Origin of the sequence: Burkholderia sp. MSMB1835 (assembly GCF_001526365.1) — a bacterium.
In the GTDB taxonomy this organism is placed as follows: domain Bacteria; phylum Pseudomonadota; class Gammaproteobacteria; order Burkholderiales; family Burkholderiaceae; genus Burkholderia.
The window spans coordinates 56,468-69,492 of sequence record NZ_LOYP01000042.1 but is presented as its reverse complement, the minus strand read 5'-3'; the positions used below and the strand labels follow the sequence as shown (position 1 = coordinate 69,492).

Here is a 13,025-nt window from a genome sequence, read left to right as displayed (position 1 = left end):
AGATTGGTAATGTGTTCTATAAAAGAACGCGCCGGATACGAAGCAGCAGTACCCGACCTCGAACCGAACCGGTTCTCGACAATTCACGTTTCAGGAGACAAGCATGGCTAAGCACCCCGTCGTCGTTTATGGCGCAAGCGGTTACACCGGCATGTTGATCATGGACTGGCTGATCGACCAGAACATCCCGTTCACGGCGGTCGCGCGCAATGCGGCCCGCGCGAAGGACATGATGGCGCAGCGCGTCGTGCGGCTCGAATCCGCGCAATACGAAATCATCGAAGCGGAGCACGACGTCGATGCGCTCGTGAAGGTTTTCCGCGGTGCGAAGGTGGTGTGCAACACGGTCGGGCCGTTCTCGAGCTTCGGGCTCGTCGGCGTCGAGGCCGCGCTGAAGGCCGGCTGCCACCACCTCGATACGACCGGCGAACAGTCGTATATCCGTGCGGTGCGCGACGAATTCGGCGAGCAGTATCGCCAGGCCGGCCTGCTGGTGTCGTCGTCGAACGCCTACATGTACACGTTCGCCGAGATCGCCGCCGAGCTCGCGCTCGAAACGCCGGGCATCGATGCGCTGGAGACGGCCACGCTGACGCGCGGCCCGCGCGGTGCGGCCGGCGTGAGCATCGGCTCGACCGCGACGATCTTCGACGGCGCCCGCCACGAGTCCTGCTACCTGTGGGAGAAGACGCTCGTGCCGCACGCCGCGGACGCGTCGTTTACCGTCGCGACGCCCGAGCTGATGCAGCCGGTGTTCTGCCTGCCGTGGGGCGGCACGTCGTTGCCCGTTTATTTCGAGCACGATGCGCGCGTGCGCAGCTGCATCTCGTGCGTGGGCTTCTACGACAACAACGTGATGAAGCTGGTGCACCAGTTCGGGCAGAAGTGGGAAGCCGAATACAAGCACCTGCCGCGCGAGCAGCAGGACGAGGTGCTGAAGCAGGTCGTCGCGTCGACCACGCCGACGATGCCGCCGCGCGAGCGCACGACGATCCAGCGCAGCGTCGATGTCGCGATCGGCCGCGGCCAGCTCGCGGCGGTGCGCGCGACCGTGCACGGCGTCACGCCGTACATCTCGACGGGCGCGATTCACGCGGCCGGCGTGCTGAAGCTGCTCGACGGCGATACCGCGCGCACGGGCTTCGCGTCCGGCTCGAAGGCATTCGGTCATCGCTACCTGCTCGGCTTCCTCGAACAGCGCGGGCTCGCGCGCGCGACGGTCACGCAACTGTGACGGCCGCCGCCGCACCGGTACAGACCCAACGGAACTTGTGACATGGCCATTATCGATTTCTACGACCGCGGGTGGCGGCTCAATCCCGACGGCATCGCGTACATCCAGGACGAGCGCAACTACACGTTCCAGGAGATCGGCGAGCTGTCGTGCCGCATCGCCAACGGCTTGCTCGCCGCCGGCTTCGCGAAGGAGGCGAAGGCGGCGGTGTGGGCCGACAACGACGTGATCGGCTGGAGCTGCGCGCTCGGGATGTGGCGCGCCGGGCTCGCGTACATCCCGGTGAACGGCCGCAACGCGGTGGCCGAGAACCAGTACGTGCTCGATGCGTTCGACTGCGAAGTGCTGTTCTTCCATCAGGCGTTCGCGGACGCGATCGATGCGCTGCGGCCGAGCCTGCCGAAGATCCGGCTGTGGGTGTGTCTCGATGCCGACCTGCCGTGGGCGCCGTCGCTGGCGGCGTGGAGCGAGCGCCAGCCGGCGACGCCGCCGGTCGTCGATTACGCGATGGACGACGTCGTCGCGCTGTCGGCCACGGGCGGCACGACGGGTGCGCCGAAGGGCGTGATGAACACGCATCGTTCGCTGCAGACGTACTTCGCGCAATTCATGATCGCGATGACGTACGACGATGTGCGCCCCGTGAATCTCGCCGCGGCGCCGATGACGCACACGGCCGGCATGATGTCGCTGCCGTGCACCGCGCGCGGCGGCACGGTGGTCGTGCTGCCGAAGCCCGACCCGGTATTGCTGCTCGGCGCTATCGTCAAGCATCGCGTGACTGAGTTCTTCCTGCCGCCGACCGTGATCTACCGGCTGCTCGATATCCCCGGCATCGAGCAGGTCGATTTCTCGTCGCTGCGCTACTTCCTGTACGGTGCCGCGCCGATGTCGGTCGAGAAGCTCAAGCGCGCGATCGACGTGTTCGGCCCGGTGATGACGGGCGGTTACGGGCAGACCGAGGCGCCCGCGTCGATTTCGTACCTGACGCCGGCCGAGCATTTCGTCGACGGCAAGCTGGCGCACGACACGCGACTCGCGTCGGTCGGCCGTCCGAATCCGCTGGTGCGCGTCGAGATCGTCGGCGAGCGCGGCGAGTTGCTGAAGCAGGGCGAGACCGGCGAGATCTGCGTGCGCGGCGATCTCGTGATGAAGGGCTACTACCGCGCGCCGGACAAGACGGCCGAGACGATCGTCGACGGCTGGCTGCACACCGGCGATATCGGCCATCTCGATCGCGACGGCTATCTGCACATCACCGACCGCAAGAAGGACATGATCATCAGCGGCGGCTTCAACGTCTATCCGAGCGAAATCGAGCAGGTGATCTGGGCGCATCCGGCCGTGCAGGACTGCGCGGTGATCGGCGTGCCCGACGACAAGTGGGGCGAGGCCGTGAAGGCGGTCGTCGAGCTCAATGCCGGGCAGCAGGTGAGCGCGGAAGAGCTCGTCGCGCTGTGCAAGGAGAAGCTCGGCTCGGTGAAGGCGCCCAAGAGCGTGGACTTCGTCGCCGCGCTGCCGCGCAGCACGGCCGGCAAGGTGCTGAAGAAGGATCTGCGCGAACGGTACTGGCAAGGCCAGCAACGCAGGATATGAACCTGCTTCATACGGATTCCATACGATGAGCAACATCTACATCGCCGGCATCGCGATGACCGTGTTCGGCCGGCATCTCGAGCGCAGCCTCGACGACCTGGCGAGAGAGGCGCTGCAGCGCGCATTGCGGGACGCCGGCTGCCACGCCGATGCGATCCGCACCGCGTTCTACGCGGGCATCACCAACGGCGCGCTGCAGGGGCAGCTGTCGATTCCCGGCCAGGTCGTGTTCAGCAAGATCGGCCTCGAAGGCATCCCGGTGTTCAACGTCGAGAATGCGTGCGCGTCGGGCAGTACGGCCGTGCACCTCGCCGTGCGGCAGTTGCAGTCGGGCGCATGCGACGTCGCGCTCGCGCTCGGCGCGGAAAAGATGAACGTCGCGGACAAGGCGAAATCGTTCGCGCTGTTCGAGGCCGGCTGGGACGTGTCGCGCGTCGACGAGAATTTCGCGATGCTCGCGCGGCTCGGCGAAGGGATCGAGCCGCCGCCCGGCTCGGAATCCGACCGCCCGTACAGCCGCTTCATGAAGATCTACGCGGCGCTGTGCCGGCATCACATGCGCACGTACGGCACGACCCAACGGCAGATCGCCGCCGTGTCGGCGAAGAACCACGGGCATTCGGTGCACAACCCGTACTCGCAGTTCCGCCAGCCGTTCACGATCGACGAGGTGCTGTCGGCCGCACCGATCACGTACCCGATCACGCTGCCGATGTGCGCACCGCTGTCGGATGGCGCGGCGGCCGCCATCCTCTGCACGGAAGAAGGGCTGAAGCGCATCGGCGCCGATCGCAGCCGCTGCATCCGGATCGCCGCGAGCGTGATCCGCAGCTTCACGCGGCGGCGCATCGACGAGCCGCACAAGCACATCGGCCGGCTCGCCGCATTCCAGGCGTACGAGCAGGCCGGCGTGGGGCCGGAGGACATGGACGTGGCCGAAGTGCACGACGCGTCGGCGATGGGCGAAATCATCCAGGCGGAGAACCTCGGCTTCGTGCCGCTCGGCGAAGGCGGGCCGGCCGCCGAGCGCGGCGAGTTCACGCTCGGCGGGCGCATCCCGATCAACACGTCGGGCGGCCTCGAATCGAAGGGGCATCCGCTCGGCGCGACCGGCATCGGTCAGTTATACGAACTGGTCACGCAGTTGCGCGGCGAAGCGGGCGCACGGCAGGTGGACGGCGCCCGCCATGCGATCCAGGAGAACGGCGGCGGCTTGCAGGGCGTCGAAGAGGCGGCACTGGCGATTCACATTCTCAGCAGGGATTGACGGAGACGGACATGGGCGACGCACACGGCGCAATGGCGCTCGGGCAAGTGGCGCAGACAGGGCGGACGACGCGACCGGCGTCGGGCGGGGTCGGTGCGGCAGCGGCGATGCAGGCGGCGGGCACCGACGCGGACGGGGCGCTCGTGCGCTGGGGCGAGGAAATGCGCGCCGACGCCGCGTTACGGAAATATCGTCCCGCCGGCGGCTGGATCGAACCGCCCGAGCGCGCGCAACCGGCGCTCGAAGGCGACGTGCAGGCGGACGCGATCGTCGTCGGCGCCGGCTTTGCCGGCCTGTCGACCGCGCTGGAGCTGGCCGCGCGCGGCGCGAGCGTCGTCGTGCTCGAACGCGAGTTCGCGGGCTTCGGCGCGAGCGGGCGCAACGCCGGCTATCTCGCCGGCGGCCAGGGGCTCGAATACGAGCTGTTTCTCAAGCGGGTCGGCCACGAACAGGCGAAGCGGATCGTCGGCTTCTACGACGAAGGCGTCGCGTACGTCGAACGCAAGCTCGCCGAATACGCGATCGACTGCGACTACCGCGCATCGGGCATCATTCGCGCGGGCGTGCATCCGTCGCAGGAAAAGCGCCTGCGCGAGAGCATGGCCACCGGGATCGAACTCGGCTCGCCTGCGCAGTTTCTCGATGGCGCGGCGATGCGCGAGCGCGGGATTCCGCCGGCGTTCCTGTTCGGCGCATACGTGCCGGGCGGCGGCACGCTCGATCCCGGCAAGTACGTGACGGGCTTGCGGCGGGCTGCGCTCGCGGCCGGCGTGAGACTTTACGAGAACACCGCGCTGCTCGAATTCGACGCGGGCGAGACGGTGCGCGTGCGCACCGCGCGCGGCAGCGCGAGCGCGCCGGTGCTGGTGCTCGCGACCAATGCGTACACGCCGCAACTCGGCCTGCTCGGCGACAAGGTGATGCCGCTGCGCGTATCGGCGCTCGAGACCGAGCCGCTGTCCGACGCGCAGCTCGCGGCGCTCGGCTGGCCGAATCGCGAGGGCATCGTCACGCCGCATCTGACGATGGAAAGCCACCGCCTGACCGCGCGCAACACGCTGTTGCTGACGACCAAGCGGCTGCATTACGTCTACGGCTCGCAGACGCCGAACGTGCCGGACGGCGACACGTATCGCGCGCTTCTGAAGACGCTGCACGCGCGCTTTCCGCAACTCGGCGACGTGCCGGTGCGTGCTTGCTGGAGCGGCTACATCTCGTTCGCGGGCGATGCGTTGCCGGTGGTCGGCGCGGCCGGCGCGCACGGCAACGTGTTCTACACGGCCGGGTGCTCGGGGCACGGCGTCGGCACGCAATCGCTGATCGGCCGCGTGCTGGCCGAGCGCATTCACGACGGGCGATCGCCGCTGCTCGACGCGTTGACGCACAAGACGCCTTCGGTGCCGCCCGAGCCGCTGCGATGGTGTGCGATGACCGCGATGCTCGGCGTCGCGAACCTGCTCGACGAACGCGTGAATCGCAAGGTGCGGCCGATGTAGCGGCGCATGCGGTCGTCGCGACGCGAAAACGCGCATCCGGCCGGGCCACCCGACGGAAGGGGCGGCTCGATGGAAAATGCAGCTCGCATCGGGTATAGTCGTTGGCGCTCCGTAAGGGACGGAGCGCCCATTCGACGAAGCCGAAACGCCCTCTTCACGACGAACACGATGACAGTGTCCAACGAGCCGCGCAGCACGAAAAAGCGACGCACCTCGACTCCCGCCGCCGCAGCCGGCAACACCGACGGCTTGCGGGCGCAGGGCCTGCGCACCCGCAACACGATCATTCGCGTCGCACGCAAGCTGCTGCTCGACGGCGGCCCGCTGGAATTCTCGCAGCGCGCGGTTGCCGCGGCGGCGGGCATCAGCGTCAGCAATCTGCAGTACTACTTCCCGACCCGCATCGCCGTGTTGCGGGCCGTCATCGAACCGGTCATCGACACCTATCTCGACGACATGAAGCGCGCGATGAGCAGCGAAGCGTCCCCGCGCGACGTGTTCGAAGAGATCATGCAGCGCTCGATCGCCGATGCGAAGGATGCCAAGTACAACGCACTGTTCCGGCATTTGCTGTCGTTTGCGGCTACCGATGCCGAATGTTTCAAGCTCTACGACGAGTGGTACACGACGCTGACGCGCGACCTCGCGCAACTGCTGCGCGCCGTCAATCCGGCGTTCAGCGCGGCCGACAGCCGGCATGCGGCGACGATGCTGATCGCGCTGGCCGACGGCCTCGCAATGCAGTACGGCACCGGGCGGCTGACGCAGGCGCTCGATGCGTATTTCCTCGCGACGTCGCGCGCGATCGCCTACGGCACGCTGACGGGTCCGGCCGGCAAGTAACCGCACGCGCCTGCAGCGGCCAAGCGAACCGGGACAGGGGAATACCCTGTCTTTTTTTTGCTTCCTGTGTTTGTCATGATGACCTATGTTTGGTATGTATTACTAGATGTGGGATGGCCTGGCGCGTCCGCTGCCGGGCCGACATGATTCGAGTCCAGGAGGAGAACGGAGATGATTCGTCTGAACAAGTCCGCGGCGCTGCCCGCGGTCGGCATGACCGGCTTCGAGACGCCGCTGAGCGAAGAGGAAAGCGCAATCCAGCACACGGTTCATCGTTTTGCGCGCGATGTGCTGCGGCCGATCGGCCGCGAGCTCGACCGGATGACGGCGGAGGACGTGATCGCCCCCGGCTCGCCGTACTGGGCCGCGATCGTCGAGAGCGCGAAGCTCGGGCTCGATCCGCAGCTGATCGCGCAGTTTCCGCCGGAGACGGCCGTGCGCATCGAGTCGTTGATCGGCGAGGAGCTCGGCTGGGGCGATTCGGGCCTCGCCGTGTCGATCGGTGCGGCCACGATGCCGCTGATGATGGCGCACACGGTCGGCAACGCCGAACTGATCGAGATGTGCGCGGGCAAGGTCGGCTGCTGGATGAATACGCAGCCCGATCGCGGGTCGGATGCGGCGATCCTGTATCGGCAGGAGCTCGCCGGGAACGGCCGGCAGCCGGTCGGCAACGTGACCGCGAAGGTCGGCGCCGACGAGATCGTGATCAACGGGCAAAGCTCGGCGTGGATCTCGAACGGCTCGGTCGCGCAGGTCGCGCTCGCGTACATGGCGGCCGACTACGGCGACGGCTTCTACGGCGAAGGCGAGCGCAGCGCGTTCACGAACGGCATCGCGATGATCCTGCCGCTCGATTTGCCCGGCGTGTCGCGCGGCAAGCCGCTCGACAAGATCGGCCAGCGCGCGCTGCCGCAGGGTGAGATCTATTTCGACAACGTGAAGGTGCCGAAGCGCTTCGCGGTCGCGCTGAAGGACGACTATCTCGGCAATCTCGCATCGACGTGGTCGTATGCGGGCACGCACATGTGCCAGGTGTTCGTCGGCGCGGCGCGGGCCGCGTTCGAACTGGCGCTCGCGTATTGCCACGAGCGCAAGCAGGGCGGCGCGCTGCTGATGGATCACCAGATGACGCACCTGCGCATCGGCGAGATGCTGCGCCGGCTCGAAATGGCGCGCGCGATCGCGCGCCGCAGCCTCGCGTTCTCGCGGATGTCGCCCCAGAGTCATCCGTATGCGACCGCGCAGGCGAAGGTGAGCGTGACCGAGGAGGCGATGAAGATCACGCACGAGGCGTTTCAACTGTTCGGCGGCAACGGCACCACGCGCGAATTCCCGATCGAGAAGCTGTTCCGCGACGTGCGTTCGGCCTTGATCGAGGATGGCGAGAACTACATCCTCGCGTCGCGCCTCGGCGTGCTGGCGGGCCAGCTTTACGAGAACGGATGGACGCGCGAATAAGCGGGGGGCGAACGGGCCGCGCGGCCGGGCTTTCCGTTGCGGCTTACTTTCGCGTGTAAAGAAGACACGGCGGCCGGATCGGCCCGCTGGAACGGAACGCGCGTGCCCATGCAGCGGCACGCGCGTCCGGACTCAGATGCGACCGAGCAGCACCAGTATCACGACAATGACGACGATCAGCCCGACGGTCCCCGACGGCCAATAACCCCAGCTTCGGCTATGCGGCCATGAAGGAAATGCTCCGATGAGCAGCAGAATCAGAACGATGATGAGGATCGTACCGAGCATCGCATCCCTCCTGAATTTATTCGACACGGTGTGCGCCGGCGCAATTCGCGTGCCGCGACGCGGGCGCGGGTGAAAGCTGGCGCAAGCGCATTGTTCGAATCCCGAGAATTCATGCGATGAATACCGATCGATTCAGAAAATAAATTTCAAAAATGCACGCCTGGTCGCTATGCTGGGCCTTCGGTTTCCCTCAGGCGAGCGCAATGGCTGAACTCTTTCTGGTACGGCACGGGCAGGCGTCGTTCGGCACCGACGACTACGACCGGCTGTCCGCGGCGGGCGACCAGCAGGGCGTCTGGCTCGGCGAATACTTCGCGCGGCAGGGCCTGACGTTCGACCGCGTGATCTGCGGCACGATGAACCGCCATGCGCAGACGGTCGCCGCGATCCTGCGCGGAATGGGCCGCGAAGGCGTCGCGGTCGACCGCCATCCGGGCCTGAACGAATACGATTTCCACGGGCTGTTCGCGGCAGCCGCCAGCGACTATCCGGAGATCGCGCGGCTCGCGGCCGGCTCGATGAAGGAACACTTCCGCGCGCTGCGGCAGGTACTGCACCTGTGGACCGAGGACAAGCTCGGCGATGCGGCCCCTGAAACCTGGGCCGATTTCCAGCAGCGCGTGGCCGACGCGCGCGCCGCGATCCGCCACGGCGGCGGCCAGCGCGTGCTGGCGGTGAGTTCCGGCGGCCCGATCGCGGTCACCGTGCAGCAGGTGCTCGCGGCGCCGCCGTCGAGCGCGATCGCGCTGAACCTGCAGATCCGCAACAGCAGTCTTTCGCAGTTTTTCTTCAACGCCGACGCGTTCCATCTCGCGTCGTTCAACGGCATCCCGCATCTGGAGGATCCCGAACGACACGCGCTGCGGACCTACGGCTGACCCACGAACGATCGCGACGATGACGAACCCTTCCCCGCAACTCGACGTAGTCCGCCTCACGCGTTATCTGGAAACGCACGTGCCGGGCTTCGAAGGCCCGGTCGACATGGAGAAGTTTGCCGGCGGCCAGTCGAATCCGACTTTCCTGCTGAACGCGAAGAGCGGCCGCTACGTGCTGCGCCGCCAGCCGCCGGGCGAACTGCTGAAATCCGCGCACGCGGTCGACCGCGAATTCCGCGTGCTGCGCGCGCTGTCGGGCACCGCGGTGCCGGTCGCGCATCCGTATCACCTCTGCGAAGACCGCGACGTGATCGGCAGCCTGTTCTACGTGATGAGTTTCGAGGATGGCCGGATCTTCTGGGATCCCGCGCTGCCGGAACTGCCGAAGGCCGAGCGCGCGACCTGCTACGACGCGCTGCTGCAGACGATGGCCGCGCTGCACGACGTCGATGTCGACGCGGTGGGCCTCGCCGACTACGGCCGCCCGGGCAACTACTTCGAACGCCAGATCGGCGTGTGGACGAAGCAGTATCGCGCGGCCGAAACCGGACGCCTCGACGCGATGGAGACGCTGATCGACTGGCTGCCCAAAGCGTGCCCCGAGGACACGGGCCGGCCGGCGCTGGTGCACGGCGATTTCCGGATCGACAACCTGATGTTCGCGCGTGACGGCTATCGCGTGCAGGCCGTGCTCGACTGGGAACTGTCGACGCTCGGCAACCCGCTCGCCGACCTCGCGTATTTCTGCATGTGCCTGCGGCTGCCGTCCGGCGGGCAGGTGCGCGGGCTGGCGGGCCAGGATCGCGCGGCGCTCGGCATTCCTGACGAAGCGGCGATCGTCGCGCGCTACTGCGAGCTGCGCGGCATCGCGCCGATCCGCGACTGGCATTTCTACCTCGCATTCAGTTTCTTCCGGCTCGCGGCGATCGCGCAGGGCGTGAAGGCGCGCGCGCTGCAGGGCAACGCATCGAGCGAGCAGGCGCTGCGCGTCGGCGAAATGGCCGGCCGGCTGGCCGAAATGGCCGTCGGCGTGATCGACGCGCATCGCTGACGGCGCCGCGAAGCGCTACGCATTGCCGCGAAGCGCCGCACGGCGACACGACATCCCAATCAATGGAGGAGCACAGCAACATGGCAACGAACCTGTTCGACCTGACGGGCAAGATCGCACTGGTGACGGGCGCGAGCCGCGGCATCGGCGAGGAAATCGCGAAGCTGCTCGCGGAGCAGGGCGCGCACGTGATCGTATCCAGCCGCAAGCTCGACGACTGCCGGGCCGTGGCCGATGCGATCGTCGCGGCGGGCGGCCGCGCCGAGGCGCTGGCGTGCCACGTCGGGCGTCTGGAGGACATCGCCGCGACGTTCGAGCATATCCGCGGCAAGCACGGCCGCCTCGACATCCTCGTGAACAACGCGGCCGCGAACCCGTATTTCGGGCACATCCTCGATACCGATCTCGCCGCGTACGAGAAGACCGTCGACGTGAACATCCGCGGCTACTTCTTCATGTCGGTCGAGGCCGGCAAGCTGATGAAGACGCACGGCGGCGGCGCGATCGTCAACACGGCGTCGGTGAACGCGCTGCAGCCGGGCGACCGGCAAGGCATCTACTCGATCACGAAGGCGGCCGTCGTCAACATGACGAAGGCGTTCGCGAAGGAATGCGGGCCGCTCGGCATCCGCGTGAACGCGCTGCTGCCGGGCCTCACGAAGACCAAGTTCGCGGGTGCGCTGTTCGCCGACAAGGACATCTACGAGACGTGGAAGGCGAAGATCCCGCTGCGCCGCCACGCGGAGCCGCGCGAAATGGCCGGCACCGTGCTGTATCTCGTGTCGGATGCGGCGAGCTACACGAACGGCGAATGCATCGTCGTCGACGGCGGCCTGACGATCTGAGCGCGCGATGAAACTCGACAGCTACGCCGGGCAGGCCGTGATGATCACCGGCGCCGCGAGCGGCTTCGGCGCGCTGCTCGCGAGCGAACTCGCCGCGATGGGCGCGCGGCTCGCGCTCGGCGACCTGAACGGCGAGGCGCTCGAGCGCGTGGCCGCGCCGCTGCGCGCGGCCGGCACCGACGTGATCGCGCGGCGCTGCGACGTGCGCGTCGAAACGGACGTGGCGGCGCTGGTGCATGACGCCGTCGCGCGTTTCGGGCGGCTCGACGTCGGCATCAACAACGCGGGCATCGCACCGCCGATGAAGGCGCTGATCGACACCGACGAAGCCGATCTCGACCTGAGCTTCGCGGTGAACGCGAAAGGCGTGTTCTTCGGGATGAAGCATCAGATCCGCCAGATGCTCGCGCAGCGCGAAGGCGTGATCCTGAACGTCGCGTCGATGGCCGGGCTCGGCGGCGCGCCGAAGCTGGCCGCGTATGCGGCGTCGAAACATGCGGTGGTCGGGCTCACGAAGACGGCCGCGCTCGAATACGCGCGCCATGGCATCCGCGTGAATGCGGTGTGCCCGTTCTACAGCACGACGCCGATGGTCACCGACGGCGATATCGGCGAGCGCCAGGATTTTCTCGCAAAGGGCTCGCCGATGAAGCGGCTCGGCCGGCCCGACGAAGTCGTCGCGGCGATGCTGATGCTGTGCGCGAAGGAAAACACCTATCTGACCGGGCAGGCCGTCGCCGTCGACGGCGGTGTCTCGGCCTTCTGAACCGAACGAACGGAACACGACAATCTCGAGGAGTCGATCATGGACTTTGGCTACACCCCGAAAGTGGAAGCGCTGCGCGAACGCGTGCGCGCGTTCATGGACGCGCACGTCGTGCCGCGCATCCGTCAGTGGAACGACGAAGTGCACGCGGGCCGGTATCCGGTGTCGTTCATGGAGGAACTGAAGGAGCGCGCGAGAGCGGAAGGCCTGTGGAACCTGTTCCTGCCGCACCTGAAGGACGACGAGCCAGGCACGGGCCTGACGAACCTCGAATACGCGCCGCTCGCCGAGATCATGGGGCGCGTGAGCTGGGCGTCGGAAGTATTCAACTGCAACGCGCCGGACACCGGCAACATGGAGCTGCTGCACATGTTCGCGACGCCCGAGCAGCGCGAACAGTGGCTGCTGCCGCTGCTGCGCGGCGAAATCCGTTCGGCGTTCGCGATGACCGAGCCCGACGTCGCGTCGTCGGATGCGACCAACATCACGACGCGTATCGAGCGCGTGGGCGACGAGTACGTGATCAACGGCCGCAAATGGTTCATCACGAACGCCGCGCATCCGAACTGCCAGATCTTCATCGTGATGGGCAAGACCGATCCCGATGCCGAATCGCACCGGCAGCAAAGCATGATCCTCGTGCCGCGCGACACGCCGGGCGTGACGGTCGTGCGCAACATCACGGTGGTCAATCACCTCGCGCCGGAAGGGCACTGCGAGATCACGTTCGACGACGTGCGCGTGCCGGCGCGCAACCTGCTCGGCGAGGAAGGCAGCGGCTTCGCGCTCGCGCAGGCGCGCCTCGGGCCGGGCCGCATCCACCACTGCATGCGTTCGATCGGCGCGGCCGAGCTGGCGCTGGAACTGATGATCGACCGCGCGCAGTCGCGCGTCGCGTTCGGCAAGCCGCTGAACCGGCACGGCACCGTCGGCGAGTGGATCGCGCGCTCGCGCATCGAGATCGACCAGGCGCGCCTGCTGGTGCTGAAGGCCGCGTGGATGATCGACAAGGTCGGCGCGAAGGCCGCGCGCAAGGAGATCTCGATGATAAAGGCGCTCGTGCCGACCGTCTACACGAACGTGTGCGACCGCGCGATGCAGGTATTCGGCGCAGCGGGCTTGAGCCCGGATACGCCGCTGGCCGACCTGTGGACCTGGGGCCGCGCGCTGCGCTTCGCCGACGGCCCGGACGAGGTGCACCTGCAGGCGATCGCGCGGATGGAGATCAAGGACGGCGAGCCCGGTGCGACGGCGCCGTACCTGACGCCGCCGCCGCGCGGCTGAGCGGGGCGACGTGGAC

12 protein-coding genes are annotated in these 13,025 nt (G+C 67.4%); 11 read left to right on the top strand and 1 reads right to left on the bottom strand.

Going from position 1 to position 13,025, the window contains the following annotated elements; translation table 11 throughout:
* Positions 1 to 103: 103 nt before the first annotated feature.
* From WS96_RS16640 to WS96_RS16615, 6 genes are all read left to right on the top strand, one after another.
* Positions 104 to 1,234: a saccharopine dehydrogenase family protein gene (locus tag WS96_RS16640; RefSeq protein WP_059833893.1), complete on the top strand. Its 1,131-nt coding sequence runs from the start codon at positions 104 to 106 to the stop codon at positions 1,232 to 1,234.
* 42 nt (positions 1,235 to 1,276) lie between these two features.
* Positions 1,277 to 2,830, top strand: a complete 1,554-nt coding sequence (locus tag WS96_RS16635; protein WP_059833888.1) for an AMP-binding protein — start codon at positions 1,277 to 1,279, stop codon at positions 2,828 to 2,830.
* A 25-nt stretch (positions 2,831 to 2,855) separates the two neighbouring features.
* Complete coding sequence (locus WS96_RS16630; protein WP_059833886.1) at positions 2,856 to 4,097, top strand: thiolase family protein; 1,242 nt, start codon at positions 2,856 to 2,858, stop codon at positions 4,095 to 4,097.
* An 11-nt stretch (positions 4,098 to 4,108) separates the two neighbouring features.
* Entirely contained in the window at positions 4,109 to 5,593 is a 1,485-nt protein-coding gene (locus tag WS96_RS16625) for an NAD(P)/FAD-dependent oxidoreductase (RefSeq protein ID WP_059833885.1), read from the top strand.
* Positions 5,594 to 5,761: 168 nt separating this feature from the next.
* On the top strand, positions 5,762 to 6,436 hold the full coding sequence (locus tag WS96_RS16620; protein ID WP_179949056.1) for a TetR/AcrR family transcriptional regulator: 675 nt from the start codon (positions 5,762 to 5,764) through the stop codon (positions 6,434 to 6,436).
* A 171-nt stretch (positions 6,437 to 6,607) separates the two neighbouring features.
* Positions 6,608 to 7,897: an acyl-CoA dehydrogenase family protein gene (locus WS96_RS16615; protein ID WP_034205721.1), complete on the top strand. Its 1,290-nt coding sequence runs from the start codon at positions 6,608 to 6,610 to the stop codon at positions 7,895 to 7,897.
* Positions 7,898 to 8,029: 132 nt separating this feature from the next.
* Here WS96_RS16615 and WS96_RS32485 read toward each other — a convergent pair whose 3' ends face one another.
* Positions 8,030 to 8,185 carry a DUF3309 family protein gene (locus WS96_RS32485; protein WP_034185249.1) on the bottom strand — a complete coding sequence of 52 codons (156 nt, stop codon included), beginning with the start codon at positions 8,183 to 8,185 and terminating at the stop codon, positions 8,030 to 8,032.
* A 203-nt stretch (positions 8,186 to 8,388) separates the two neighbouring features.
* Between WS96_RS32485 and WS96_RS16610 the strand changes: the two genes are divergently transcribed.
* The 5 genes from WS96_RS16610 (at position 8,389) to WS96_RS16590 (ending at position 13,009) form a co-directional block, all read left to right on the top strand.
* Positions 8,389 to 9,063: a histidine phosphatase family protein gene (locus WS96_RS16610; RefSeq protein ID WP_059786423.1), complete on the top strand. Its 675-nt coding sequence runs from the start codon at positions 8,389 to 8,391 to the stop codon at positions 9,061 to 9,063.
* A 19-nt stretch (positions 9,064 to 9,082) separates the two neighbouring features.
* Entirely contained in the window at positions 9,083 to 10,114 is a 1,032-nt protein-coding gene (locus WS96_RS16605; RefSeq protein ID WP_059833883.1) for a phosphotransferase, read from the top strand.
* Between the two features lie 80 nt (positions 10,115 to 10,194).
* A complete protein-coding gene (locus WS96_RS16600) occupies positions 10,195 to 10,959 on the top strand; it encodes an SDR family oxidoreductase (protein ID WP_059833881.1) in 765 nt (254 codons plus the stop codon).
* A gap of 7 nt (positions 10,960 to 10,966) precedes the next feature.
* Positions 10,967 to 11,725, top strand: a complete 759-nt coding sequence (locus WS96_RS16595) for an SDR family NAD(P)-dependent oxidoreductase (RefSeq protein WP_059833879.1) — start codon at positions 10,967 to 10,969, stop codon at positions 11,723 to 11,725.
* Positions 11,726 to 11,764: 39 nt separating this feature from the next.
* On the top strand, positions 11,765 to 13,009 hold the full coding sequence (locus WS96_RS16590; RefSeq protein ID WP_059833877.1) for an acyl-CoA dehydrogenase family protein: 1,245 nt from the start codon (positions 11,765 to 11,767) through the stop codon (positions 13,007 to 13,009).
* Positions 13,010 to 13,025: the final 16 nt, after the last annotated feature.